The sequence below is a fragment of the Streptomyces sp. NPDC027189 genome, from assembly GCF_055566975.1.
This window is the reverse complement of record NZ_JBVHRI010000016.1, coordinates 61,023-86,340: the sequence shown is the minus strand read 5'-3', so window position 1 is coordinate 86,340 and position 25,318 is coordinate 61,023. Positions and strand designations below refer to the sequence as shown.

Genomic DNA, 25,318 nt, shown 5'->3' with positions numbered 1-25,318 from the left:
GTGCAGGCGCGCGCTCAGGCGACGGCGAGTGGCTTGAGGAGAGTTCGCACCTCAGCGGCCTCCGATGCGCCCAAAGCCTCGAAGATGTCCAGGGCTTCCCGCCAGCAGACCTGCGCACGACCAATCTGCCCGATTCCGCTCAGGGCCCGACCGAGCACAGTGAGAACGTTGCCGCGTCGCCAGTCGCCGCCGATCCCACGGAGAACGGTCAGCGCCAACTCGGCGTTCGCGGCAGCCTGTGCGGGACGCCGGGAGGTGAGGTCGACCTCGGCGAGACGGAACAGGGTCATGCCTTCCCAGAGCCGTTGGCGGCTGTCTCGGAACACCTCGAGGGCTTCCTGCAGGCGGTCGACAGCCTGGGAGAGCTGTCCGCTCTGCGTGAGCGCGAGCCCCAGGGCGTACCGGCCGTTGGCTCCCTTCAGCGCGTGGCCCATGTCGTCGTACATGGCCGTCCCCTGCTGGGCCAGAGCCACAGCGCTCGCGGTGCGTCCGGCGGCGAGGTGGATGCGGGACAGATTGCACAGAGCGCTCGCCTCGCCCGGACGGTCCTCGCAGGCGCGGAAGTTCTCGATGGCTCGGGTCAGGTGCGCCTCTCCGTCCTCGTGCCGGTTCTGGTACAGCGCGATCACGCCGAGGATGTTGGACGACCAGCAGCTGGTCAGGGGATCGCCGGTGGCGAGGGCCAGTTCCAGGGCGCGCGTGGCTGCCTGGTCGGCCGAGTCGAAGCGTCCGGTGATGTGGTGTACGAAGGAGAGGGTCGTGAGAGCCCGGGCCTCGGCCCGCGGGGCCGCGACCTTCCGGGCTGCGGTGCGCGCGGCTTCGGCGATGGCCTCGTACTCCTTGGAGTTCGCCCCTGATTCGGCCAGATCACAGGCTGCCCACAGGAGATCGACGGCGCGTGCCAAGGTCTGCGGGCTCATTGACTGACGTACGCAGGCCAACGTGCAGACCGCCTCGGCATACAGCCAGTCCTGAGCCTGGTGCCGATCCTCGAACACCAGGCCCGGATACTCCGTGGCCTCGAGGTGATCCACCAGCCGGTCTCCGGGGCGGTCGATCTCATAGACCCCAGCAGTGGTCGCCAAATAAAAGTCCAGCAACCGCGACATGGCCGCATCCCGCTCGCTCGGCGGCTGCTCGTCCCGCTCCGCGCACGCACGCGCGTAGAGCCGTACCAGGTCGTGATAGCGGTAGCGGCCGGGCGCCGCGGACTCCAGCAGGGAGGTGTCGACGAGGGACTCCAGCAGGTCCTCCGTGGCCTCGACCGGCAGATCCAAGACCGCGGCCGCGGCGGCCAGGGAGATGTCGGGCCCGTCCGCCAGGCCCAGCAGGCGGAATGCCCGGGCCTGGGCCTGCTCCAGCTGGCCGTAGCCGAGTTCGAAGGTGGCCTTGACGGCCAGGTCGCCCGCCTGGAGCTCGTCCAGGCGGCGGCGCTCGTCGGCGAGCTTCGCCGCCAGGACCGAGACGGTCCAGGTGCGGCGGGCGGCCAGGCGGGATGCCGCGATGCGGATCGCCAGGGGCAGGAAGCCGCACGCCGCCACCACGTCCAGCGCGGCCTCCCGTTCGGAGGCGACCCGCTCCTCGCCGACGATCTTCGTGAAGAGCTGCAATGCCTCCTCGGGGGACATCACGTCCAGGTCCACCAGGTGGGCCCCGGCCAGGTCCACCATGCGCACCCGCGATGTCACCAGCGCCGCGCAGCCCTCGGTGCCGGGGAGCAGCGGACGCACCTGTGCGGCATCCCGGGCGTTGTCCAGCAGTACCAGCACCCGGCGGCCGTCCAGGACCGAGCGGTACAGGGCCGAGCGCTCCTCCAGGGAGTCCGGGATCGCCGAGTCCGCCGTGCCCAGGGCCCGGAGGAAGGCCCCCAGCACCGTCTCCGGCTCCGCCGCCCGTGCCCCCGCGCCCTGCAGGTCCACGTACAGCTGCCCGTCCGGGAAGGCACCGCGCGCCCGGTGCGCCACATGTACCGCGAGGGTCGTCTTGCCCACGCCGCCGATCCCCGCCAGCGCCGAGACCGCCATCACCCGGCCCTCGGCGGAGGAGGCGGAGGCCAGGACGTCGCTCAGTTCCTGGACGAAGGAGGTGCGGCCCGTGAAGTCCGTGACGGTGGCGGGGAGTTGGGCAGGGCGGACGGGTGCGGCCGCGGGCTCGGCCGGCGGCGCGGAGGGTTCCGCCAGGCCGGGGTCCGCCTGGAGGATGCGCTGCTGGAGTTCCTTCAGGCCCGCCCGCGGGTCCACTCCCAGCTCGTCGGCCAGCAGGCGCCGTGTGTCCGCGTAGACGGCCAGCGCCTCCGCCTGGCGGCCGGAGCGATACAGCGCCAGCATCAGCAGCTCGCGGAGCCGCTCCCGCAGGGGGTGCGCCGCGGTCAGGGCGGTCAGCTCGGAGACCGCCTTCGCGTGGCAGCCCTGCTCCAGGTCCATGTCCAGTCGGGACTCCAGCAGTTGCAGCCGCCACTCCTCCAGGCGTGCCCGCTGCGTCTCCGCGTAGGGTCCGGGCACGCTCGCCAACGGCTCCCCGTCCCACTGGCCGAGCGCGTCCCGAAGCAGCTCGCGGGCCCGGCAGAGGTCTCCGGCGCTACGCGCCTTCTCGGCATCCGCCGCCAGCTCCTGGGCCCGGGCCAGGTCCAGCGCGCCTTCCCCGAGTGACCGGATCGCGTAACCGCCCGACTCGCTGACCAGGACCTCGGGGCCCAGCGCCTTCCTGAGCCGGGACGCGTAGGTGCGTACGGCGGCCAGTGCCTGGGACGGGGGCTCGTCGCCCCACAGGGCGTCGATGAGCTCGGAAGCCGTCGCCGTGCGGCCCTCGCGGAGCAGCAGCGCGGCGAGCAGGGCGCGCTGTTGCGGTGACCCCGCCGGCAGGGGCTCGTCCTCGCGCCAGGCGCGCACCGGTCCGAGCACGCTGAAGCGCAACGCCGCCGATTCCTCGGGACGCCGCTGCTCCGGTACTCGCGGCACACCGTCCATCGCTGTCCCCCTGCCGAACCGTCAGTACAACGACGCCAGTTTGCCTTGTTCATGGCGGATGCGTCAGCCGTGGGAGACCTCGATCACAGGGCGCCGCACGGTACACCACAAGGCCCTCACAACGTCTCCCCACACGTTGGCGCGGATTCACTCAACCCGGAGGTGCCCGCAGGCTAGCTGACGGACCGTCAGATCAGCGCTACCGTGAACCTCATGGAGACCATGGAGACATCCCGGACCTTCCCGAAGATCATCTCGGTGGACGACCACACGGTGGAGCCCCCCGACGTCTGGCGCGACCGGCTGCCCGCGAAGTACCAGGACACCGGGCCCCGCATCGTCCGCGCACCCCTGAAGGAAATGACCTTCCTGGGCGGGAAGTTCGCACCCGTCATGGGCAGCCCGGGCGACGACGGCCCCATCGGCGACTGGTGGGTGTACGAGGACCTCCACCGGCCGCTCACCCGCCTCGACACCGCCGTCGGATACGACAGGGACGAGATACGCCTCGAAGTCATCACGTACGAGCAGATGCGGCCGGGGTCGTACGACGTCCCCCAGCGTCTGGCCGACATGGACGTCAACCACGTCCAGTCCGCCCTCTGCTTCCCCACCTTCCCGCGCTTCTGCGGCCAGACGTTCACCGAGGCCAAGGACCGTGAGCTGGGCCTTCTCGGGGTGAAGGCCTACAACGACTGGATGGTGGAGGAGTGGTGCGGGCCGGCTGCCCGGGGGCGTCTCATTCCGCTCACCCTCATTCCGCTCTGGGACGCCGAACTTGCGGCGGAAGAAGTACGGCGCAATGCCGCCCGTGGCGTACGTGCCGTGGCCTTTTCCGAGATTCCGCCGCATCTGGGGCTTCCGTCCGTCCACACCGACGAGTGGGACCCCTTCCTCGCCGCCTGCGACGAGACCGGCACCGTCATCGCCATGCACATCGGCTCGTCCAGCCGCATGCCGTCGACCTCCGCCGACGCCCCGCCCGCCGTCGGCTCCACCATCACCTTCGCCAACTGCTGTTTCTCGATGGTCGACTGGCTGATGAGCGGCAAGTTCGAGCGCTTTTCGAACCTGAAGGTGATGTACGCGGAGGGGCAGATCGGGTGGATCCCGTACATCCTCGAACGCGCCGACGTGGTGTGGGAGGAGAACCGCGGCTGGGGCGGCGTGGCCGACAAGGTCCACCGTCCGCCGTCCGAACTCTTCGCCGAGCACGTCTACGGCTGCTTCTTCGACGACGCCTTCGGACTGAAGAACCTCGACGCCATCGGGGTCGCCAACGTCCTCTACGAGACCGACTACCCGCACTCCGACTCCACCTGGCCCAAGTCCAGGGAGGTCGGCGAGGCCCAGATGGGACACCTCGACGCGGACGTGGTCGACCGGATCGTGCGGCGCAACGCGATCGATCTGCTGGGGCTCACGGGCGACGGCCTCTGGGCGCCCTGAATACCGGTCCCACCGTCCAACCCCTTGTCTGACGGTCCGTCAGCTACGACCATGGCGGGCAGCGCGATGAGATGACGGACCGTCAGATAAGAGGTGCGCGCCCATGCATGTGCTGCCCGAAGGGCGACTGGCGTACGGGATGCAGCTCCCGATCCAGTCGCAGAGCACCATCTACGCGGAGGCGTGGGAGGCGGGCGCCGGGCCCGAGGACCTCGTCGAGATCGCCCGCGCCGCCGACCGCTCCGGCTTCGCGTACCTCGCGAGCTGCGACCACGTCGCCATCCCGCGACGCCTGGCTCCCGCGATGAGCACCATCTGGTACGACCCCGTCGCCACCCTCGCCTACCTGGCGGGCGTGACCGAGCGCGTACGACTGCTCAGTCATGTCGCGATCGTCGGGCTGCGGCATCCGCTCGTGACCGCGAAGCAGTACGCGACCCTCGACCACCTGAGCGGGGGCCGCCTGATCCTCGGGGTCGGCGCCGGACACGTACCGGAGGAGTTCGAGGCGGTCGGGGCCGACTTCGGGCGGCGCGGCGCGGTCCTCGACGAGTCCATCGACGCGCTGCGCGCCGCGCTCGGAGTGGACGAATTCCCCGTTCACCACGGGAAGCTGTACGACTTCGAGGGGCTCGGACAGCGGCCGCGGCCCGCGCAGGAGCGGGTGCCCGTGTGGGTCGGCGGGTCCTCGCCCGCCGCCGTACGCCGGGCCGCGCTCCGGGGAGACGGCTGGCTGCCGCAGGGGGATCCGCGCGACCGGCTGCCGGAGCAGATCGCCAAACTGCGCTGGATCAGGGACGACGCGGGGATCACCGAGCCCGTCGTCGTCGGTGCGATCACCGAGCCCCTCTATGTCGGTGAGCCCGGCTGGGACGTCGGGCGGCGCACGCTGCACGGGGCGCCCGAGGCGCTCGCCGAGTCGCTGCGGGCGTACCGCGCGATGGGCGTGCACCAGATACAGGTGCGGTTCCGCAGCAGGAGCCGCGGCGAACTCATCGACCAGATAGCGGCGTTCGGCGCGGATGTCGCGCCCCACCTCAACTAGGGAGTCAGGGCATGGGCAAGCTGGACGGACGCGTCGTCCTCATCACCGGTGCGGCGCGCGGGCAGGGCGAGCAGGAGGCGCGGCTGTTCGTCGAGGAGGGCGCGCAGGTCGTCGTGGCCGACGTGCTCGACGATCAGGGGGAGACCCTGGCCAAGGAGATCGGCGCGCGCTACGTGCACCTCGACGTGAGCCAGGAGGCCGACTGGCGCGCGGCGACGGCGGCCGCGAAGGCGGCGTACGGGCGCATCGACGGCCTCGTCAACAACGCCGGCATCCTCCGCTTCAACGAGCTGGTCGACACGCCTCTCGACGAGTTCCAGCAGATCGTGCAGGTCAACCAGGTCGGGGTGTTCCTCGGGATCAAGACCGTCGCCCCCGAGATCGCGGCGGCAGGCGGCGGGACCATCGTGAATACCGCCTCGTACGCGGGGCTCACCGGAATGGCGTGGGTGGGGGCGTACTCCGCGACCAAGCACGCCATCGTCGGGCTGACCCGGGTCGCCGCCCTGGAGCTCGCCGCCAAGAAGATCCGGGTCAACGCCGTCTGTCCGGGTGCCATCGACACCGCCATGAGCAACCCCGCCCAGCTCGACCCGGACGCCGACCCCGCCGACAGTGCGGCGGCCTCTCAGGCGCTCGACGAGCTGTACCGCAAGCTCGTGCCGCTCGGCCGGATCGGCCGGCCGGAGGAGGTGGCCCGCCTCGCCCTCTTCCTGACCGGCGCGGACTCCTCGTACATCACCGGACAGCCGTTCGTGATCGACGGAGGGTGGCTGGCGGGCGTGAGTGTTCTCTGATCGCGCATCGAGTCACCAGCTGACATGGCGTCAGCTATTGACGGTGCATGGGCGCGGTGCAACAGTCGGCGGCAGATAAATCTGACGGTACGTCAGATTAGGCTGATCCTAACTTGGGGACGGTGAACCTCCTTGGAATTCGGGCTCTTTGTACAGGGATACGTGGGCAAGCGGGCCGAGACCGATCCGCTCGCGGAGCACAAGGCGCTGATGGAGGAGACCGAGTACGTCATCCAGGCGGACAAGTCCGGCTTCAAGTACGCCTGGGCGTCGGAGCACCACTTCCTGGAGGAGTACTCGCACCTCTCGGCGAACGACGTCTACCTCGGCTATCTGGCGCACGCGACGGACCGCATCCACCTCGGCTCCGGGATCTTCAACCCGCTCGCCCAGGTCAACCACCCGGTGAAGGTCGCCGAGAAGGTCGCCATGCTCGACCATCTCTCCGAGAACCGCTTCGAGTTCGGCAGCGGCCGCGGCGCCGGCTCGCACGAGATCCTCGGCTTCCTCCCCGGCATCACCGACATGAACTACACCAAGGAGATCTGGGAAGAGACCATCGCCGAGTTCCCGAAGATGTGGCTCCAGGAGGAGTACGCCGGGTTCAAGGGCAAGCACTGGCAGCTCCCGCCGCGCAAGGTGCTGCCCAAGCCGTACGGCAAATCGCACCCGGCCATGTGGTACGCCGCCGGGTCGCCGCCCTCGTACGCCATGGCCGCCCGCAAGGGCCTCGGGGTGCTCGGCTTCAGCGTGCAGAAGGTCTCCGACATGGAGTGGGTCCTCGAGCAGTACAAGACGGCGGTCGTGAACGCCGAGCCGATCGGGGACTTCGTCAACGACAACGTGATGGTGACGACGACCGCGATCTGCGCGCCGACGCACGAGGAGGCCATCCGGATCGCGGTCGGCGGCGGGCTGCACTACCTGCCCTCCCTCGTCTTCCGTTACCACGACACCTTCCCGCGCCCCGAGGGCTTCCCTGTCTGGCCCGAGACGCTCCCCGAGTACAACGAGGAGTTCGTCGAACTCCTCATCGAGGAGGAGCTGTTGATCTGCGGCGACCCTGACGAGGTGCTCACCCAGTGCAAGCGCTGGGAGCAGGCGGGTGCCGACCAGCTCTCCTTCGGACTGCCGGTCGGAGTCCCGCCCGAGTACACGCTGCAGACGATCAGGCTGATCGGCGAGCACGTGATTCCGAAGATCGACACGGATCCGGTGCATCGGACCACCCGGTTCCGTCAGGCTGCTTAGGGGGTTCCGCCGCGATGCTCGACCACCTGATCAAGGGCGCGACCGTCGTGGACGGGACGGGCGCGCCCGCGTACACCGCGGACGTGGGGATACGCGACGGCCGTATCGCCGTGATCGGTACGGTGACCGAGCCGTCCCGTAGCAGCGAGGACGCCGCCGGGCTCGTCCTCGCCCCCGGCTTCGTCGACCCGCACACGCACTACGACGCCCAGCTCTTCTGGGACCCGTACGCGACCCCGTCCCTGAACCACGGGGTCACCACGGTCGCGGGCGGCAACTGCGGCTTCACCCTCGCCCCGCTCAACGCCGCGCGACCCGAGGACGCCGACTACACGCGTCGCATGATGTCCAAGGTCGAGGGCATGTCCCTGGTCGCGCTTGAGGAGGGTGCGCCCTGGAACTGGCACACCTTCGGGGAGTACCTGGACGCCCTGGAGGGGCGGATCGCCGTCAACGCGGGCTTCATGGTGGGGCACTGCGCGCTGCGGCGGTATGTGATGGGGCCGGACGCGGTGGGCGGGCAGCCCACCGAGGAGCAGTTGTCGCAGATGCTCGCCCTCTTCCACCAGGCGATGGACGCCGGAGCGTGGGGCCTGTCCACCACCCAGTCCTCCACGCACTCCGACGGTGCCGGGAAGCCGGTCGCCTCCCGGCACGCGAAACCCGCCGAGCTGCTGGCTCTGTCGAAGGCGGTGGGGGAGCACGAGGGCACCCAGATCGAGGCGATCGTGGCCGGCTGTCTCGACCAGTTCAGCGACGCCGAGATCGATCTGTTCGTGGAGATGAGCACGGCGGCGGGCCGCCCGCTCAACTGGAACGTCCTGACCATCGACGCCGCCGTCCCCGAGCGCGTTCCCCGGCAGCTGGAGGCCAGCGAGCGCGCCCGCAAGGCCGGCGGCCGCGTCGTCGCGCTCACCATGCCGATCCTCACGCCGATGAACATGTCGCTCGGCACCTTCTGCGCGCTGAACCTGATCCCCGGCTGGGGGCCGATCCTGGGACTGCCCGTGCCCGAGCGGATCGCTCGGTTGCGCGATCCGGACGTGCGGGCCGAGATGCTGCGGCGCGCGGACTCCAAGGAGGCGGGCGTCTTCCGGCGGCTCGCCAACTTCGGGCGGTACGTCATCGGGGACACGTACAGCGCGGCGAACGAAGGCCTGACCGGCCGGGTCGTGAACGACATCGCGGCCGAGCGCGGCCAGGAGCCGTTCGAGTGCCTGGTGGAGATCTGCGCGAAGGACGACCTGCGTACGGTCCTGTGGCCCATGCCCACCGACAACGACCCCGACTCATGGGCGCTGCGCGCCGAGACCTGGCAGCACCAGGACGTCATGCTCGGCGGCTCCGACGCGGGCGCCCATCTGGACCGCATGTGCGGAGCCCCGTACACCACCCGTTTCATCGGCGACTGCCTGCGCGGACGCAAGCTGGTGACGCTGGAGCGGGCCGTGCAGATGCTCACGGACGATCCGGCGCGGCTGTTCGGGCTGCGCGAGCGCGGACGTATCGAGGTGGGGTGGCATGCGGACCTCGTGCTCTTCGACCCGGAACGGATCGACGCCGGGAAGGCCACCTTGGTGCACGACCTGCCGGGAGACAGTCCGCGTCTCGACTCGAAGGCGATCGGGGTGAGCGCCGTGTGGGTCAACGGGGTCGAGGCGATACGGCGGGATGTGGTGACGGGGGCGGTGCCCGGGAAGGTGCTGCGCTCCGGACGGGACACGCGGACGGTGAGCACCAAGTGAGCGATGACGAGCAGCGGTTGTTCATCGGCGGGTCGTGGGTCGCGCCCGACCACGGGTACTACGAGGTGATCGACCCGGCGACCGAGGGCGTCGTCGGGCGGGCGCCGGAAGCCTCACGGGAGCAGGTGCACGCGGCCGCGGCCGCGGCCCGCGAGGCCTTCGAGGCGTGGTCGCGCACGCCCGCCGAAGAGCGCGCCGCCGTCCTCGGCCGGGCGGCGGACATCATCCAGCGCAACTTCGTCCCGTACGCCGAACTCGCCCAGGCGGAGAGCGGCGCGACGACGGGGACGGCGCGCGGAATGCAGGTGGGCGTCGGGGTGGCCCGCTTCCGGCGCTACGCGAAGGCCGAGCCCGTCGAGCAGCCGCTGCCACCGCAGATCAACGAGGCCGGGCCGTTCGGCAAGGCGGCCGTGATGGGCGCGCTGGCCGTACGCCAGCCCGTCGGCGTCGTCACCTGCATCACCTCGTACAACAACCCCTGGGCGAACCCGGCCGGCAAGATCGCCCCCGCGCTGGCGATGGGCAACACGGTGGTGGTGAAGCCGGCCCCGCAGGACCCGCTGTCCGTGTACCGCATGGCGGAGGCGCTGGAGGCGGCGGGCGCGCCGCCGGGGGTGGTCAACGTGGTGAGCGGCTCGCGCCCGGAGGTGGGGGAGGCGGCGGTGGACTGTGCCGACGTGGACATGGTGAGCTTCACCGGGTCCACCGCCGTCGGGCAGCGGATCGCCGAGGTGTGCGGCCGGGGGATGAAACGGCAACTGATGGAGCTGGGCGGCAAGGGCGCGGCGGTCGTCTTCGACGACGCCGACCTGGAGTCGGCGGTGTCGGGGATCGGCACGACGTTCTCGTTCTACAGCGGGCAGATCTGTACGGCGCCGACACGGGTACTGGTGCAGCGGGGTGTGCACGACCGCCTGGTGGAGCAACTCGCGGCGTACGCCGGGTACATGAAGGTGGGCGATCCGCGGGAGCAGGGGACGGTGGTCGGCCCCGTCATCTCCTCCGCCCACCGGGACCGCGTCGAGTCGTACATCGAGCTGGGCCGGAAGGAAGGGGCGCGGGTCGTCACGGGCGGCCAACGCCCCGCTCTCGAACGCGGCTTCTACGTCGCCCCTGCCCTGCTCGCCGACTGCACCCCCGACATGCGGGTGGTCCGTGAGGAGATCTTCGGCCCGGTCGTCGTGGTCGTCCCCTTCGAGGACGAGGAGGAGGCCGTCGCCCTCGCGAACGACAGCGACTACGGCCTGATCGACTACGTCTGGTCCGGCGACGTCGCCCGGGCCTTCCGCGTCGCCCGTCGCCTCCGGGCCGGCGGCGTGGGCGTGAACACCGTCGGCCGCAACATGGAGGCCCCCTTCGGCGGCTTCAAGAAGAGCGGCGTGGGCAGGGACGTGGGGTCGTACGCGTTGCACGCGTACAGCGAGGTGCAGGCGATCGTCTGGCCTGGGTGAGGCTGGGGCTCCGCCCCGGACCCCGGTCGCGCAGTTCCCCGCGCCCCTGAAAAGGGGCGCGGGAACTGCGCAATCGTTTGGCGGGGGGTCTGGGGGCGCAGCCCCCAGATACGGGAATGGGCAGGGGCGGAGGGGGCGAAGAAACTCAGTCCTCCAAGTCCACCCGCACCGTCAGCAACCGACCCCCCACCGCCCGGACAGCCGCACTGTTCATCCGGGGCAGCGTCTTCAGACGGGCCCGGGGATCGTCGTCCGGGAGAAGGTGGGCCGTGCCGCTGTGCCAGCGGCCCCTGATCCGGACGCGAACCCGCGCGTCCGCGCGGATGTTGCGCACGTACTGGGACCTCTCCCCGTACTCGGAGACCAGCCAGAAGGAGTCGCCGACGCGACGGCCGCCCACCGGGGTACGGCGGGGCAGGCCGGACTTCCGGCCCGTGGTCTCCAGCACGGTCTGAATCGGCAGACGGCGCAGAACCGGGTTGCCGACGCGCCGCTGGAACGGCGTGACGATCCGGTACTTGAGCTCGGCGTAGCGCGTCATGTGGGGGCCGCCTCTCCTGTTCGTCGCCAATGAAATTACACGGGGCCGGTGGGGCGGGCGTAGCGATGTTACGGCCGGGGGTAGCGTCGCTACCGCATCGGTGTTAGCGTTGCTTCTGTCGGGGAGCGAATCATCGCTACCCCAGCAGCGACAAGGAGCAACGCCATGAGCGAGCAGTACGAGCCGTCGAGCACCTCCCCCCGCGTGGCCGTCGTCACCGGCGGATCCCGCGGCATCGGCCGGGAAACCGCCGAGCGACTGGCCGCCGACGGTTACGCCGTCGTCGTGAACTACGCGGGCAACGAGGCCGAGGCCGACAAGGCCGTCGCCGCGATCACCGAGGCCGGCGGCCGGGCGATCGCCGTCCGCGCCGACGTGGCCGACGAGACCGAGGTGGCCGCCCTCTTCGAGGCGGCCGAGTCCGCGTACGGCGGGGTCGACGTCCTCGTGCACGCGGCGGGCGTCATGACCCTCGCACCGCTCGTCGACCTCGACCTCGACGCCCTCGACCGGATGCACCGCACCAACATCCGCGGCACGTTCGTCGTCGACCAGCAGGCCGCGCGCCGGCTGCGGGCGGGCGGCGCGATCATCAACTTCTCCAGCTCCGTGCTGGCGCTGGCCATCCCCGGCTACAGCGCGTACGCCGCCACGAAGGGCGCCGTCGAGGCCATGACGCTGATCCTGGCCCGCGAGCTGCGCGGCCGGGACGTCACCGTCAACGCCGTGGCCCCCGGGCCGACCGCCACCGCCCTGTTCCTGGACGGCAAGGACGAGGAGACCATCGCGCGGATGGCCGCCCAGTCGCCGCTGGAGCGCCTCGGCACCCCCGAGGACATCGCCGGGGTCGTCGCCTTCCTGGCGGGACCGGCCGGGCGCTGGGTCAACGGCCAGGTGGTCCGGGCCAACGGCGGCATCGCGTAATCCCTCCGACCTTTCACCCTTGGAGTTCAACCATGTCCGTCACAGGCAAGACGATCCTCATCACCGGCGCTGGTTCCGGCTTCGGCGCCCTGTCCGCCCGCGCACTCGCCCGCGCCGGACACACGGTCTACGCGGCGATGCGTGACACGGCGGGCCGCAACGCGAGCCGTGTCACGGAGGCCGAGGCGTATGCCGCAGAGCACCAAGTGGATCTGCGTACGGTCGAACTGGACGTCCTCTCCCAGGAGTCGGCGAACGCCGCCGTCGACACCGTGCTGGCGCAGACCGGCTCGCTGGACGTCGTCGTCCACAACGCGGGCCACATGGTGACCGGCCCGACCGAGGCCTTCACCCCCGAGGAACTGGCCGCGGTGTACGACACCAACGTGCTCGGCACCCAGCGCGTCAACCGGGCCGCGCTGCCGCACCTGCGCGCACAGGGGCACGGGCTGGTGCTGTGGGTCGGCTCCACGTCCAGCAGGGGCGGCACCCCGCCGTATCTCGCGCCGTACTTCGCCGCCAAGGCCGCGATGGACGCGCTCGCCGTGTCGTACGCCGCCGAGCTGGCCCGCTTCGGCATCGAGACGACCATCGTGGTGCCGGGCGCCTTCACCTCCGGCACGAACCACTTCGCCACGGGCGGTCACCCCTCCGAGCAGACCGTGATCCCGGCGTACGAGGAGCGCTACGCGGGCCTCATGGACCAGGTCGCCCAGCGCCTGGCCGCCCTCGCGCCCGCTGACGCGGACGTGTCCCAGGTGGCCGACGCGATCGTCGAGGTCGTCGGCACTCCGCACGGAAAGCGGCCCTTCCGGGTCCACGTCGACCCGTCGAACGACGGTTCCGAGGAGGTCAGCCGGGTCGCGGACCGCATCCGGGCGGAGTTCCTGACGAGGATCGGCCTGGAGGACCTCCTCGCCCCGCACGAGACGGCCGTATGACCAGCCTTGCGACCAGGCGCACGACCAGCCGTACGACCTCGGATAGCGTCGCTCCCGTGAGTACGAAAGCGCGCATTCTCGAAGTGGCGGCCGCCCTGGTCGCGGAGTCCCCGAACGGGGACGTCTCGACCCGGGCGGTCTGCGAGGCCGCCGGGGTCGGCGCCCCGGCGCTCTACCGCCACTTCGGGGACAAGGAGGGCCTGCTGTCGGCGGTCGTCGACCACGGGTGGGAGAAGTACCTGGCGACCAAGCGCGAACGCCGCCCCGGTACCGACCCGGTCCAGGATCTGCGCGACGGCTGGGACACCCACACCGAGTTCGCACTCCAGAACCCGAACCTCTACCGCCTCATGAACTCCCCGGCCATGCGTACGCCGCCGGCCGCGGCCCTGGAGTCCCACGAGATTCTCACCGCGGACCTTCGCCGAGCCGCCGAACAGGGCAAGGTGCGCCTCGCCCCGGAGCTGGCCGCCCAGATCATCATGTCCGCCAATGTCGGCGTCGCCCTGATGCTGGTCTCCCGCCCGGCGACCTTCACCGACCGCACGGTCTCCCGCCGGGTACGGGACGCGGTGCACACGGTGGTCTTCACCCCGGACGTGACGCAATCCCGTACGCCGTCCCCGACCACCCCGGCCGAGAGCGGCGTCCCCGCCACCGCGACCCGCCTGGGCGCCCTCCTCCGGCAGACCCCGAACCCGGCCTTCACCCCGGCCGAGGGCGCCCTGCTCTCCGAGTGGCTGGACCGCCTCTCGAACGCGCCGCCCGAGTAGGGCCGGAGGTGAGAGATCCCCGGGTGCGCCTGCGGCACCCGGGGATGTACACGTGCCGGACCTACGGGTGCAGCACCACCTTTGTGTAGCCCTCGATCCGCTTGTCGAACTTGTCGTAGGCCGACGGGGCCTGATCCAGGGGCAGTTCGTGGGAGACGACGAAGCTGGGCTTTGCCCTGCCCTCGATGATCATGTCTCGCAGGTACCGGTTGTAGCGCTTCACGTTGCACTGCCCGGTGCCCATCCGCAGGCCCTTCTCGAAGAGCCTGCCGACCGCGACGGAGAGCATGCCGTGTTTGGCCTGATCGTCCGGGCCTCCGGGGTCGGACGGGACATAGAGGCCTGGCACGCCGAGCGCTCCGGTGGCTCGGACCGTGCCGACGAGCGAGTTCAGGACGGTCGCCGGTTCCTCTTGGTCCGTGCCGCGCGCCATCGCCTGATAGCCGACGGCGTCAACGCCCTTGTCCGTGCCGATGCCCTCGGTCTGCTCCTTGATCTGCTCGATCGGGTCGCCTTCGGCGAAGTTGATCGGAACCGCGCCTATCTCCTCGGCCTTCTGCAGCCGCTCGGGGACCCGGTCCACGACGAACACCTTCTTCGCGCCGCGGATCAGAGCCGAGTAGGCGGCCATGAGACCAACGGGCCCACCGCCGTACACCGCGACGCTCTCCCCGGGCCGGACCTGGGCGAGTTCGCAGCCGTGGTAGCCGGTGGGGAAGATGTCGGCGAGCAATATGAAATCGCTCTCGTGCTCGTTTCCCTGCGGCAGTTTCAGGCAGTTGAAGTCGGCGTAGGGAACGCGCAGATATTCGGCCTGGCCGCCCTTCCAGGGCCCCATGGCGACATATCCGTAAGCTCCGCCCGCGAAACCGGGATTGACGGTCTGGCAGAATCCGGTGAATCCCTCGACACAGTTGGTGCAGAACCCGCAGGCGACGTTGAAGGGTATGACGACGCGGTCGCCCTCCTTGAGCGCGGTGACGCCCTGGCCGAGTTCCTCGATGATTCCCATGTTCTCGTGTCCGAAGACAATGCCGGGCTCAGCGGCGGTGCGGCCCTCATACATGTGCAGATCGGAGCCGCATATGGCGGTGGAGGTGATCCGTACGATCACATCGTTCGGATGCTGGATGCTCGGCTTTTCAACGTCTTCGACCGCAACGGTGAACGGTCCTTTGTAAACGACGGCCTTCATGATCGCGACCTCCGCTCGGTGACGCGTGTGTCCATGTGCCACGCGCCCGCCCCGCTTTTTGCCGCGTGACCTATCTCTCATGATTCTCCGGCCTGCTCGATAGGACAACCCGGTAATATCTGAATGAATAATCAACTGCCGCCGTACCGAGAAAACAATGGAGAGGGAGGACGAGACGTGTCAGCACAGCGACTGGGAACCCTGCTTGTCCCCGTACCAGGGCTCTCCGGCACCACCTACCCGCCAGGGACGACCGTGACCGTCCGCGGTCGAGGCGCGACTGTCGACGCCTTCATCAACGGCGACTGGCTTCCTTTGTCGTGGTGGGAATTCTCCGACGGCCTCCGCGAGGACATCGCCGACCGCTGACACCTCCTGCGCCACCCACGGCTCCGCACCGGACGCCGTGCGTTGTCACTCCCTGCCCGGGCCTGCGCACGCTGGAAGCCTGAGCCGCCGCCCATCCTCCGCAGCCGCTCGGCCGGCCCGGGGCCCCCTCACCCGTGGCTCCCGTAGCCACTTCCGGACCGGCTCGACCGCGGCTGCTTCTGAGTGTTACTCCTGCTCCCCGGGCGCCCCCAGGAAAACCGGATTCGTGAACGCCGCCATCGCTCCCGGCAACGGGCCCACCGCCACCTCGTGGCGCAGTTCCGCCCGCACGTACGCCGCGTACGCCGCCGTCGTCTGCCACTCGGCCGTGCCGGAGCCGGAGACCGGCAGGGGCGCGCTGGTGAAGAGCACGCCCTGATCGGTGACGAAACGGATCGTGCAGCGGGGAGCGCCGGTGGCCTCCAGGCGGATGGTGACCGGGGTGTCCTTGTCCACGTGGAGGCGTTCGCCGATGCCCGCGTGTTCGCCCTTGGGGCCGGATGCCGTGAAGGTGAGGGAGACCAGCTTCGACTCGGCCACGTAGGAGCGGCCGGCGCGGATGCCGGCCTGGATGGCCTCGCGGGTCAGGTCGTCGGCGAGGACGACCGTCTGGGGGGTGCCGATCGGGTCGGGGTCGCGGTGGGCGTCGCTGTTGCCCATCGCCGGGATCCAGTCGCGGCCGGAGCGCACGGCGGCGACCAGCGTGTTGTCCCACTCGGCGAGGGACACCTCGTCGTCGGGGGTGAACGGGCCGTTCCACACCTCGACCGCGTCCGCCTCCCCGAAGCCGAACTTCCAGCCGCAGCCGATGCAGGTGGCGTGCGGATGGGCGGGGACGACCAGGCCCCCGGCGCGGCGGATCTGGCGCGCGTACTTGCCGAAGCGGTTGTCGCGGGCCCGGTAGCGCCAGTCGACGAAGGTGCCCGGGTCCGTGCCGAGGGCCAGGACGTGGCCGTTCCTCGTCGTGACCTCCTCGCCGAGCATGATCAGGAGGTCGTCGCCCGCCTGGTCCGCCCAATGCGCGTGCGAGGAGTGGGTGTTGTGCTCGGACGTGTTGATGAAGTCCAGCCCTGCCGCGCGGGCCAGCGCCGCGATCTCGGCGGGGGTGCGGCGGCCGTCCGAGTACCAGGAGTGCAGATGGCAGTCGCCGCGGTACCAGTCGCGGCCGCGGCCCTTGGCCCTCGAGGGCGGGTACGTCGGCTGCGCGACGACACCGGGCTCCCCGTACGTGAGCGTGATCGTGACCTCGTACGGCAGTCCCTGCGGCGCCACCGTGTACGGGCCCAGCGCGATGTGCCAGGTGCCGGGGCGAATGGGGCCGGGGATGTAGCCGGGGGTCGCGTCGTCGCCGCGGAGGAAGAACTCCGTGCGCGCCCCGCCCGACCAGCCGCGGAAGCCCCGGCCGCCCAGCTCGGTGCCGCGCTCGTCGAAGATGCCGATGTCGAGGGCGTTGCCCATGGTGCCGGCCGGCACGGACGGCTTCTCGTAGGTGTAGGCGACCTTGATCTCCCGTACGCCGTGCGGGACTTCGACCGGGAGGTACACGAAGTCCGGCGACCCGATGGGAAGAGTGCCGCGTACCGTCTTCGTCTCTTGGTTGCTTGCCGCTTCGGCTGCGGGGCCGTTGGAGAAGCTCACGCTTCCCAACGTAAGCGCGGCGGCGGCACCCGTCACGATCAGGGCGCGTCTGGCCATCCCGTTTCCGTGGTCGTCCTCGCACATGCTGCTGCTCCCAGGTGTCGAGCGTGACAGTGACATGACATGGTGGGCGGAGGGTGTGACACGTACAACCCTGGTATTCGGCCGTGAACGCCGGTGCACGGGAAGGGAATCGGCGGCTTGCGCGGAACCGGCGGCTTGCACGGGACCGGCGGCCGCGGCTTGCGCTGAACCTGCTGCTGCGGCTTGTGCGGAGGCCCGACTGCTGTCACCCCCCGCGACGCTCCGCCGGACCCGCTCGCCCGGTTCCAGTACCACCCTGTAACGATCCGCCGCGCGCGAGGAATACGCCCAGGCCTGTAACGCCTGATCAACGCGATCGTATGCTCGAAGGATGACGACTTCCGCGACTCCCGGAACCGGGCCGACGGCGAACTCCATGCGACGCGCGCTCAAGCGTGCGCGGGACGGCGTCGCACTCGACGTCACCGAGGCGGCGGTGCTGTTGCGGGCGCGCGGCGCGGACCTCGACGACCTGGCCGCGTCCGCGGCCCGGGTGCGGGACGCGGGGCTCGAGGCGGCGGGCCGCCCCGGCGTCATCACGTACTCGAAGAGCGTCTTCATCCCGCTGACCCGGCTGTGCCGGGACAAATGCCACTACTGCACCTTCGTCACCGTGCCCGGCAAGCTGCGCCGGGCGGGCCACGGGATGTTCATGTCCTCCGACGAGGTCCTCGACGTCGCACGCCGGGGCGCCGAACTCGGCTGCAAGGAAGCCCTGATCACGCTCGGCGACAAGCCGGAGGACCGCTGGCCCGAGGCCCGCGAGTGGCTGGACGCGCACGGGTACGACGACACGATCGCGTACGTACGGGCGATTTCGATCCGCATTCTGGAGGAGACCGGGCTGCTTCCGCACCTCAACCCCGGGGTGATGTCGTGGACCGACTTCCAGCGGCTCAAGCCCGTCGCGCCCAGCATGGGCATGATGCTGGAGACCACGGCCACCCGGCTGTGGTCCGAGCCGGGCGGGCCGCACTACGGCTCGCCCGACAAGGAACCGGCGGTGCGGCTGCGCGTACTGGAGGACGCGGGCCGTTCCTCCGTCCCGTTCACCAGCGGCCTGCTGATCGGGATCGGCGAGACCTACGAGGAGCGCGCCGAGTCCCTCTTCGCGCTCCGCCGTGTGTCGCGGTCGTACCACGGCATCCAGGAACTCATCATCCAGAACTTCCGCGCCAAGCCGGACACCGCGATGCGCGGCATGCCGGACGCGGAGCTCGACGAGCTGGTTGCCACGGTCGCGGTGGCTCGGCACATCATGGGCCCGGCGGCCTGCCTCCAGGCGCCGCCGAATCTCGTCGACAGCGAGTACGGGCGGCTGATCGGCGCGGGGATCGACGACTGGGGCGGGGTCTCGCCGCTGACCATCGACCACGTGAACCCGGAACGTCCCTGGCCGCAGATCGAGCTGCTCACCGCGGAGTCGGCCGCTGCGGGCTTCGCGCTGCGCGAACGGCTCTGCGTCTACCCCGAGTTCGTGCAGCGCGGCGAGCCCTGGCTGGACCCGCGGCTGCTGCCGCACGTCCGCGCGCTGGCAGACCCGGAGACGGGCCTGGCCCGCGAGGACGCGGTGGTCGAGGGACATCCGTGGCAGGAGCCGGAAGAGGCCTTCACCTCCTCCGGACGCACCGACCTGCACGTGTCGATCGACACCGAGGGACGCACCGGCGACCGCCGGGACGACTTCGACGTCGTCTACGGCGACTGGCAGGCGCTCCGCGAGGCCGCGGCGCCCGGGATGGTGCCCTCCCGCATCGACACCGACGTACGCGCGGCGCTCGCGACGGCCGCCGACGACCCGACGCGGCTGACCGACGACGAGGCGCTCGCGCTGCTGCACGCCGACGGCCCGGCGCTCGACGCGCTCTGCCGGATCGCGGACGACGTCCGCAAGTCGGCGGTCGGCGACGACGTCACGTACATCGTCACGCGGAACATCAACTTCACGAACGTCTGCTACACCGGCTGCCGTTTCTGCGCCTTCGCCCAGCGCCGCACCGACGCGGACGCCTACACGCTGTCGCTGGAGCAGGTGGCGGACCGTGCCGCCCAGGCCTGGGACGTCGGCGCGGTCGAGGTCTGCATGCAGGGCGGCATCCACCCCGACCTGCCCGGCACGGCCTACTTCGACATCGCCAAGGCGGTGAAGGAGCGCGTTCCCGGCATGCACGTGCACGCCTTCTCCCCGATGGAGGTGGTGAACGGCGCCACCCGCACCGGCCTGTCGATCCGCGAGTGGCTGACCGCCGCGAAGGAGGCCGGACTGGACACGATCCCCGGCACGGCGGCGGAGATCCTCGACGACGAGGTGCGCTGGGTCCTGACGAAGGGCAAGCTGCCCGCGGCCACGTGGATCGAGGTCGTCACGACCGCCCACGAACTGGGCATCCGCTCCTCCTCCACCATGATGTACGGCCATGTGGACCAGCCCCGCCACTGGCTCGGCCACTTCCGCACGCTCTCCCGCATCCAGCAGCGGACCGGCGGCTTCACCGAGTTCGTGACCCTCCCCTTCATCCACACCAACGCCCCGGTCTACCTGGCCGGCATCGCCCGCCCCGGCCCGACGACCCGCGACAACCGCGCGGTCGTGGCGATGGCCCGCCTCCTCCTGCACCCGCACATCCCCAACATCCAGACCAGCTGGGTGAAGCTGGGGACCGAGGGCGCGGCGGAGATGCTCCGCTCGGGCGCGAACGACCTGGGCGGCACCCTGATGGAGGAGACCATCTCCCGCATGGCGGGGTCGTCGTACGGCTCCTACAAGTCGGTCAAGGACCTGATCGCGGTGGCTGAGGCGGCGGGGCGTCCGGCGAAGCCGCGGACGACCTTGTACGGGGAGGTGCCGGAGGAGCGGCAGCGGGCGGCGGCCGCTTCCGACGGTCATCTGCCGGAGCTGTTGCCGGTGCTCGAGTGAGGGACGGCGGCACGACGGCGGCCCTGGTCAAGCAGCCGAGCCGGTCTGTCCGAACGGCAGGTGGACGACCAGCAGCACGACCCCGCTCAGCAGGAACACCCGGGTCGCCGCCTCCAGCCCGGTCCAGTCCTGCGACTGCCACATCGCGAACCACTCGCCGCCGATCGCGATGAACCCGGCGCCGAACAGCAGCATGACCATCAGCAGGCCGTAGGTGGAGATCCGGCGGGCGCGGGGGTGGTCGTGACGGGCCCAGAGCCAGGTCCCGTAGATGAGGACGAGGGCGGCGACGGTCTCCCAGACGATGATGGCGATGTACGCCGCGTCCTGAAGGCCCTTGCTGGTGACGGCCCGCCACATCAGGTCGTCGTCCTTGAAGGTCGTGTCCATCGCCAGGACATGCCGCACGAACTGCTGGTTGGTGCCGAAGTCCGTGATGTTCCCGAAGGCGACGAGGGCGATGTAGAGGGCGACGGTGCCGGTGAGGAGGGTGGCGGTGAGGGGGAGGGCGCGCGTGGTGGGGGTGGCCATGCCGGTCTCTTTCCCCGCGCTGTCCGGTACAGCCCGCGCACATTCGGCCAGAATGAAGACCAGAATGAAGACGCGCGAGGTCTGAGGCGGGCGGACGAGGGGACGTACGGGTGGCGCAGGCGCGGCCGTCGATGCAGGAGCTGATCCGGCAGCGCAGGCGTGCCGGGTTCGTGGGCCGGGGTTCGGAACGGGCCGCGTTCCGGGCGAACTTCGACCTCCGGCCGGAGGACGAGCGGCACCGGTTCCTGTTCCATGTGCACGGCAATGCAGGGGTCGGAAAGACCTTCCTCGTAAGGGAGTTGGAGCAGCTCGCGCGGGAACGCGGGGCGCTCACCGCGTACGTCGACGAGGGCGTGGGCAGTGTGCCCGAGGCGATGGCGGCGGTGAGCGCGCAGTTCGCCCGGCAGGGGCACCGGTTCAAGGAGCTGGACCGGCTGCTGGCCGCGCATCGGGAGCGGCGCCACGAGGCGGAGTCGGCGGTCGTGGAGACGCTGGAGCCGCAGCCGTCACCGGCCGGCATCATCGCAGCCCGGGCCAGTCTGGTCGGGCTGGGTCTGGTGCCTGTCGTCGGCCCGTTCGCGGGGGCTCTGGACGCGGCCCAACTCGCGCACGGCGCCGACCGGTTGCGGGCCGGGCTCACCGCCCGCTTCCGCAACCAGGACGACGTACAGCTCGTCCTGTCGCCCGAGCGCGTGCTCACTCCGGTGCTGCTCGGCGAGTTGGCGAAGGCCGCCGATGACGCCCCCTGGCTCGTGTTGTTCTTCGACACGTACGAGCGGACCGGCCCGTTCCTCGACGGCTGGCTGCACGAGGTGATGACGACGGACCGGCACGGCGCGCTGCCCGCGAACGTCGTGGTCGTCACGGCCGGGCAGCGGCCCTTCGACACCGCCCGCTGGGGCGGCTTCCCGGACTTCGTGACGGACGTACCCCTGGAGCCCTTCACGGAGGCCGAAGCGCGGGGGCTGCTCGCCGACAGGGGCGTGGTGGCGGAGCCGGTCGTCGAGGAGGTGCTGCGGCTCACCGGCGGGCTCCCCGTCCTCGTGTCGACGCTCGCCGAGTCCCGGCCCGGCGACCCCGACGACGTCGGAGACCCGAGCGCGACGGCCGTGGAACGCTTCCTCAAGTGGGAGCAGGACCCGGTAAGGCGGTCCGCCGCGCTGGCCTGCGCCCTGCCCCGCCGCCTGGACGCGGACGTCTTCCGGGCCGCCGTGGACTGCCCGGACGACGAGGCCGACGCCCTGTTCGCCTGGCTGCGCGGGCTGCCCTTCGTCAGCGACCGCGGCGACCGCGTCCAGTACCACGACGTCGTACGGGCCCCGATGCTGCGCCTGCAACGCCGACGCTCCCCACGCGGCTGGACCGAACGGCACACCCGCCTCGCGGAGACCTTCGCCGGGTGGCGGACGGAGGCCGGAGCGGGCCTGGCCGAGGACGAGTTGTGGGGCGACGAGCAGTGGCGCGAGCTGCGGCTCGCGGAGGCGTATCACCTGCTGTGCGCGAGGGAGCGGAACGCGCTGCCCACCGTCCTGCGCGATGTCGTCGACGCCTGTGGCGAGGGCGTTGCCGTGGCCCGGCGGTGGGCCCGGGTGCTCGTCGAGGCGGGCGCGGACACGGACGCGGGGACCGTGGAGAAGTGGGGGCGCGACCTGCTGGAGGAGCTGGAGGACGGCGCCCACGAGACGCTCGCGCTGCTGCTGAACCGGGGCGGGCTGGACGCACGCGGCCAGGCCGTCGCCCGGATGCTGCGCGGGCTCGGCCATCGTGTGGACCGCGACTTCGAGCGGGCACTCGTCGAGTACGAGGCGGCCCTCGCGCTCGACCCGGAACTGGAGCGCGCGTACTACGGTCGCGGTGTCACGCGCGCCGAACAGCGCGACTACGAGGGCGCCATCGCCGACCTGGACCGCGCGGACGCACTCAGTCCGGGCAAGGCGCGGATCCTGTTCGTCCGCGGTGACTACCACCGGATCGCGGGCCACTACGAGCAGGCCATCGACGACCTGGACCGCGCCGTCGCGATCGACCCCGAACTCGCGGGCGCCTGGGCCTCCCGGGGCGTCACCCGGCACAGCATGGGCCGCACCGGCGCCGCCCTCGCCGACCTCGACCGGGCGCTCGAACTCGACCCGGGACACATCTGGGCGCTCGTGCGGCGCGCCCGGGTGCGGCGTTCGCGGGGTGAGCACGACGAGCAGATCGCCGATCTGCACACGGCGGTCGAGCTGGCCCCGGACCTGGCCTGGGTGGCCTGCGAGCGGGGCGACGCGCTGCGGGGCGCGGGTCGGGACGAGGAAGCTCTCGTCGACTACGACCGGGCGCTCGCGCTCAACGACGCGTACGCGTCGGCGTACGCGAGCCGCGGCGTCTCCCGCACCAGGCTCGGCCGCCACGAGGAGGCGCTCGCGGATCTGGACCGCGCCCTGGAGCTCTACCCCTCCTACGCGTGGGCGCTCGTCCAGCGGTCCGCGGTGCACCGCGGGCTCGCCGTCTACGAGCGGTCGTACGCCGATGCCGAGCGAGCCGCGGAGCTGTGGCCCGACAACGCGTGGGTGCTGTGGAACCGGGGGGAGGCGCTGCGCTGTCTCGGCCGCTTCGAGGAAGCCCGCACCGATCTGGACCGGGCGCTCGAACTCGACCCGGACAACGCGTGGACGAACGGCTGCCGGGGCGCCGTCCTGCACGAACTGGGCCTGTTCCGCGAGGCGTTGGCCGACCTGAACCGGGCCGTCGCCCTCGATCCGGACGGGAGTTGGTACCGGATGCGGCGGATCATCACCCTGCTGGCGGTGGGCCGCCCGGAGGATGGCCTGGCCGGTCTGGAGCACTACGTCGGGAGAGGGGACGAGGCCGACGACCTGGCCTGGGCGCATCACACGCTCGCCCAGGTCCATCTGCTGTACGGCCGTGCCGCGGAGGCGAAGGACGCGCTGACCGCCGCCTTCGCACACGGTCTCGAAGAGCCAGCCGGGCTGGATGAGTTGGCGCGGGCGGAGCGCAAGTCCGGGGAGTGGGCGAAGGCGCGGCGCACGGCCGAGCGGATGCGCGCGCGGCACGCGGCGGGCGGCGCGTTCTGTCTTGCGATGACGGTCGGCGGCGACGAAGGGGCGGCAGCCGCCCGGCCGCTGTGGCAGGCGGCCGCCGGGCCGGCCTCCGGCTGGGATCTGACCAGCGGTGCCTCCGACTTCCTGTACGCCGTGATCGACGCGGGCCTGGCGGACTGGCCCGCCCTCGACGACCGCCTCACCCGGCTGCTCTCCGAGCCCCGCGAGTGGGTCGACATGGCCTGGCTGGCCGATTTGCTCGGCGAACTCATGGAGAGTCCCGGCACGGACCGGGTCAGCCTCGGGCCCCGGCTGGAGCGGGTGAGGGAGGCACGGGACGCCATCCGGGCGCGATACGCGGAGTGACACGGGAGGGGAAGCGGCATGACCGGAAGGGGCGACTGAACGATGTTAAGAAGTGATCTGTTGGGATCTGGTGGGTCACATTTCGCATACCGATCCGGTCCCTGAACCGACCATTCCCGTTCGATTACAGTGCTGAGCTGTCGGACGTACGGACGGTTCCTGGGGAGGTCTCGGTGGGTGCGACAGCCGGTGCCGTCTGGGGCCGTGCCGAACAGCAGGACTTCCGGAGCAGGGTGCGCGGGACGCTGCTGGGCGCGGCCGTCGGCGACGCCCTGGGCACGCCGGCCGACGGGCTCGGCCTGGCGGAGATCCGGGAGGCGTACGGCGCGGAGGGCCTCACCGATCTGGCCTTCGGACACGGCAGACGCGGCGCCGTCACGCATCTCACTCAGCTCACGCTGTTCAGCGTCGACGGACTGATCCGCGCCCAGGTGCGCCGCGACACCGGCGCCTGGCATCCGCCGACCGACCTGCACCGGGCCTACCGCCGCTGGGCGGCCACCCAGAGCGACTGGGGGCCCGACGAGCGCCGCAAGGACGACGGCTGGCTGGCCCGCGAGGAGTGGCTGTACGCCCGCCGCGACCCGGCCCGCTCCTGTCTGCTCGGCTTCGGCGACGAGACGATGGGCACGCTGGACGCGCCCAAGAACCCCGGCGAGCTCGGGCCCGAGGCAGCCGCCCGCTCCGCGCCCTTCGGGCTGCTCGTCGGCTGGGAGCCGCAGCTCGTGGTGCAGCTCGCCGTCGAGTGCGCCGCGCAGACGCACGGGCACCCCACGGCGTATCTGTCGGCGGGCGCGTACGCCGTGATCGTGCACGCGCTGGCCCGCGGCGAGAGCCTCGACGCGGCCGTGCAGCGGGCCCTCGCGATGCTCGCCGCGCGGCCGGGGCACGAGCCCGTCACCGACGCGCTCCAGCACGCTCTGGGCGCCGTACGGCAGGGGCTGCCGTCGCCCGGGCGGGTCGAGGAGCTCGCCGGGGACGGTACGGCGGCGGGGCTGCTCGCGGTCGCGGTGTACTGCGCGCTGGTCGGCGAGGACATCCGGCACGGGTTGCGCCTCGCGGTGAACCAGGGTGGGCCCTCGGGTGTGGCGGGTGCCCTCACCGGAGGGCTGCTGGGAGCCCTGCACGGCGAGACGGCCCTTCCGCCGGCCTGGCTGGCCGAGCTGGAGGGCCGTCCCACGATGCTGGTCCTCGCGGACGACTTCGCGATGGAGATGACGCAGGGGCCTGCGTTGCATGGGCCCGGGGGGTCGTCTCCCGGGTGGCTGAGCCGGTATCCGCGGGGCTGAGG

At 71.1% G+C, this 25,318-nt stretch carries 18 protein-coding genes; 13 read left to right on the top strand and 5 right to left on the bottom strand.

Going from position 1 to position 25,318, the window contains the following annotated elements:
* Nucleotides 1-14: 14 nt before the first annotated feature.
* Nucleotides 15-2,966 carry an SARP-family global regulator AfsR gene (gene afsR, locus ACZ4RZ_RS32140; RefSeq protein ID WP_467749925.1) on the bottom strand — a complete coding sequence of 984 codons (2,952 nt, stop codon included), beginning with the start codon at nucleotides 2,964-2,966 and terminating at the stop codon, nucleotides 15-17.
* 222 nt (nucleotides 2,967-3,188) lie between these two features.
* Here afsR and ACZ4RZ_RS32135 point away from each other — a divergent pair, with 222 nt between their 5' ends.
* From ACZ4RZ_RS32135 to ACZ4RZ_RS32110, 6 genes are all read left to right on the top strand, one after another.
* Nucleotides 3,189-4,415: an amidohydrolase family protein gene (locus ACZ4RZ_RS32135; RefSeq protein WP_467750130.1), complete on the top strand. Its 1,227-nt coding sequence runs from the start codon at nucleotides 3,189-3,191 to the stop codon at nucleotides 4,413-4,415.
* Between the two features lie 103 nt (nucleotides 4,416-4,518).
* Nucleotides 4,519-5,460, top strand: a complete 942-nt coding sequence (locus ACZ4RZ_RS32130) for an LLM class F420-dependent oxidoreductase (protein WP_467749923.1) — start codon at nucleotides 4,519-4,521, stop codon at nucleotides 5,458-5,460.
* 11 nt (nucleotides 5,461-5,471) lie between these two features.
* On the top strand, nucleotides 5,472-6,257 hold the full coding sequence (locus ACZ4RZ_RS32125; RefSeq protein ID WP_467749921.1) for an SDR family NAD(P)-dependent oxidoreductase: 786 nt from the start codon (nucleotides 5,472-5,474) through the stop codon (nucleotides 6,255-6,257).
* 132 nt (nucleotides 6,258-6,389) lie between these two features.
* Entirely contained in the window at nucleotides 6,390-7,508 is a 1,119-nt protein-coding gene (locus ACZ4RZ_RS32120) for an LLM class flavin-dependent oxidoreductase (protein WP_467749919.1), read from the top strand.
* Nucleotides 7,509-7,522: 14 nt separating this feature from the next.
* Nucleotides 7,523-9,253: an N-acyl-D-amino-acid deacylase family protein gene (locus ACZ4RZ_RS32115; protein ID WP_467749917.1), complete on the top strand. Its 1,731-nt coding sequence runs from the start codon at nucleotides 7,523-7,525 to the stop codon at nucleotides 9,251-9,253.
* A complete protein-coding gene (locus ACZ4RZ_RS32110) occupies nucleotides 9,250-10,704 on the top strand; it encodes an aldehyde dehydrogenase family protein (RefSeq protein WP_467749916.1) in 1,455 nt (484 codons plus the stop codon). Before ACZ4RZ_RS32115 ends, ACZ4RZ_RS32110 begins: the two co-directional genes overlap by 4 nt.
* A 145-nt stretch (nucleotides 10,705-10,849) precedes the next feature.
* Here the strand turns inward: ACZ4RZ_RS32110 and ACZ4RZ_RS32105 are convergent, their stop codons facing one another.
* The gene (locus tag ACZ4RZ_RS32105) at nucleotides 10,850-11,245 is read right to left on the bottom strand and encodes a nitroreductase/quinone reductase family protein (RefSeq protein ID WP_467749914.1); all 396 of its coding nucleotides are present in this window, start codon (nucleotides 11,243-11,245) and stop codon (nucleotides 10,850-10,852) included.
* 165 nt (nucleotides 11,246-11,410) lie between these two features.
* Between ACZ4RZ_RS32105 and ACZ4RZ_RS32100 the strand changes: the two genes are divergently transcribed.
* The 3 genes from ACZ4RZ_RS32100 to ACZ4RZ_RS32090 are packed head-to-tail and all read left to right on the top strand — an operon-like array spanning nucleotide 11,411 to nucleotide 13,883.
* Entirely contained in the window at nucleotides 11,411-12,169 is a 759-nt protein-coding gene (locus tag ACZ4RZ_RS32100) for an SDR family oxidoreductase (RefSeq protein ID WP_467749912.1), read from the top strand.
* Nucleotides 12,170-12,201: 32 nt separating this feature from the next.
* On the top strand, nucleotides 12,202-13,110 hold the full coding sequence (locus ACZ4RZ_RS32095; protein ID WP_467749910.1) for an SDR family NAD(P)-dependent oxidoreductase: 909 nt from the start codon (nucleotides 12,202-12,204) through the stop codon (nucleotides 13,108-13,110).
* A gap of 56 nt (nucleotides 13,111-13,166) precedes the next feature.
* Nucleotides 13,167-13,883: a TetR/AcrR family transcriptional regulator gene (locus ACZ4RZ_RS32090; protein WP_467749908.1), complete on the top strand. Its 717-nt coding sequence runs from the start codon at nucleotides 13,167-13,169 to the stop codon at nucleotides 13,881-13,883.
* Nucleotides 13,884-13,944: 61 nt separating this feature from the next.
* Here the strand turns inward: ACZ4RZ_RS32090 and ACZ4RZ_RS32085 are convergent, their stop codons facing one another.
* Nucleotides 13,945-15,078, bottom strand: coding sequence for a glutathione-independent formaldehyde dehydrogenase (locus ACZ4RZ_RS32085; RefSeq protein ID WP_467749906.1), 1,134 nt, complete (start codon nucleotides 15,076-15,078; stop codon nucleotides 13,945-13,947).
* Between the two features lie 177 nt (nucleotides 15,079-15,255).
* Between ACZ4RZ_RS32085 and ACZ4RZ_RS32080 the strand changes: the two genes are divergently transcribed.
* Nucleotides 15,256-15,447, top strand: a complete 192-nt coding sequence (locus tag ACZ4RZ_RS32080) for a hypothetical protein (protein WP_153286821.1) — start codon at nucleotides 15,256-15,258, stop codon at nucleotides 15,445-15,447.
* 186 nt (nucleotides 15,448-15,633) lie between these two features.
* Here the strand turns inward: ACZ4RZ_RS32080 and ACZ4RZ_RS32075 are convergent, their stop codons facing one another.
* Complete coding sequence (locus tag ACZ4RZ_RS32075; RefSeq protein WP_467749903.1) at nucleotides 15,634-17,169, bottom strand: CehA/McbA family metallohydrolase; 1,536 nt, start codon at nucleotides 17,167-17,169, stop codon at nucleotides 15,634-15,636.
* Between the two features lie 331 nt (nucleotides 17,170-17,500).
* Here ACZ4RZ_RS32075 and ACZ4RZ_RS32070 point away from each other — a divergent pair, with 331 nt between their 5' ends.
* On the top strand, nucleotides 17,501-20,086 hold the full coding sequence (locus ACZ4RZ_RS32070) for a bifunctional FO biosynthesis protein CofGH (RefSeq protein ID WP_467749901.1): 2,586 nt from the start codon (nucleotides 17,501-17,503) through the stop codon (nucleotides 20,084-20,086).
* Nucleotides 20,087-20,113: 27 nt separating this feature from the next.
* On the opposite strand, the gene ACZ4RZ_RS32065 is transcribed toward ACZ4RZ_RS32070, so the two are convergent.
* A complete protein-coding gene (locus tag ACZ4RZ_RS32065) occupies nucleotides 20,114-20,617 on the bottom strand; it encodes a DUF2165 domain-containing protein (RefSeq protein WP_467749899.1) in 504 nt (167 codons plus the stop codon).
* 131 nt (nucleotides 20,618-20,748) lie between these two features.
* On the opposite strand from ACZ4RZ_RS32065, the gene ACZ4RZ_RS32060 reads away from it, so the two are divergent.
* Both ACZ4RZ_RS32060 and ACZ4RZ_RS32055 read left to right on the top strand, forming a co-directional pair.
* Entirely contained in the window at nucleotides 20,749-24,027 is a 3,279-nt protein-coding gene (locus ACZ4RZ_RS32060) for a tetratricopeptide repeat protein (RefSeq protein ID WP_467750129.1), read from the top strand.
* A 173-nt stretch (nucleotides 24,028-24,200) separates the two neighbouring features.
* Nucleotides 24,201-25,316, top strand: a complete 1,116-nt coding sequence (locus ACZ4RZ_RS32055; RefSeq protein ID WP_467749898.1) for an ADP-ribosylglycohydrolase family protein — start codon at nucleotides 24,201-24,203, stop codon at nucleotides 25,314-25,316.
* Nucleotides 25,317-25,318: the final 2 nt, after the last annotated feature.

Coding starts and splice junctions, on each gene's coding strand:
- ACZ4RZ_RS32125 (WP_467749921.1), top strand. CDS start 5,472: ATGGGCAAGCTGGACGGACGCGTCGTCCTCATCACCGGTGCGGCGCGC.
- afsR (WP_467749925.1), bottom strand. CDS start 2,966: ATGGACGGTGTGCCGCGAGTACCGGAGCAGCGGCGTCCCGAGGAATCG.
- ACZ4RZ_RS32065 (WP_467749899.1), bottom strand. CDS start 20,617: ATGGCCACCCCCACCACGCGCGCCCTCCCCCTCACCGCCACCCTCCTC.
- ACZ4RZ_RS32115 (WP_467749917.1), top strand. CDS start 7,523: ATGCTCGACCACCTGATCAAGGGCGCGACCGTCGTGGACGGGACGGGC.
- ACZ4RZ_RS32070 (WP_467749901.1), top strand. CDS start 17,501: ATGACGACTTCCGCGACTCCCGGAACCGGGCCGACGGCGAACTCCATG.
- ACZ4RZ_RS32075 (WP_467749903.1), bottom strand. CDS start 17,169: ATGTGCGAGGACGACCACGGAAACGGGATGGCCAGACGCGCCCTGATC.
- ACZ4RZ_RS32105 (WP_467749914.1), bottom strand. CDS start 11,245: ATGACGCGCTACGCCGAGCTCAAGTACCGGATCGTCACGCCGTTCCAG.
- ACZ4RZ_RS32060 (WP_467750129.1), top strand. CDS start 20,749: ATGCAGGAGCTGATCCGGCAGCGCAGGCGTGCCGGGTTCGTGGGCCGG.
- ACZ4RZ_RS32095 (WP_467749910.1), top strand. CDS start 12,202: ATGTCCGTCACAGGCAAGACGATCCTCATCACCGGCGCTGGTTCCGGC.
- ACZ4RZ_RS32135 (WP_467750130.1), top strand. CDS start 3,189: ATGGAGACATCCCGGACCTTCCCGAAGATCATCTCGGTGGACGACCAC.
- ACZ4RZ_RS32085 (WP_467749906.1), bottom strand. CDS start 15,078: ATGAAGGCCGTCGTTTACAAAGGACCGTTCACCGTTGCGGTCGAAGAC.
- ACZ4RZ_RS32130 (WP_467749923.1), top strand. CDS start 4,519: ATGCATGTGCTGCCCGAAGGGCGACTGGCGTACGGGATGCAGCTCCCG.
- ACZ4RZ_RS32100 (WP_467749912.1), top strand. CDS start 11,411: ATGAGCGAGCAGTACGAGCCGTCGAGCACCTCCCCCCGCGTGGCCGTC.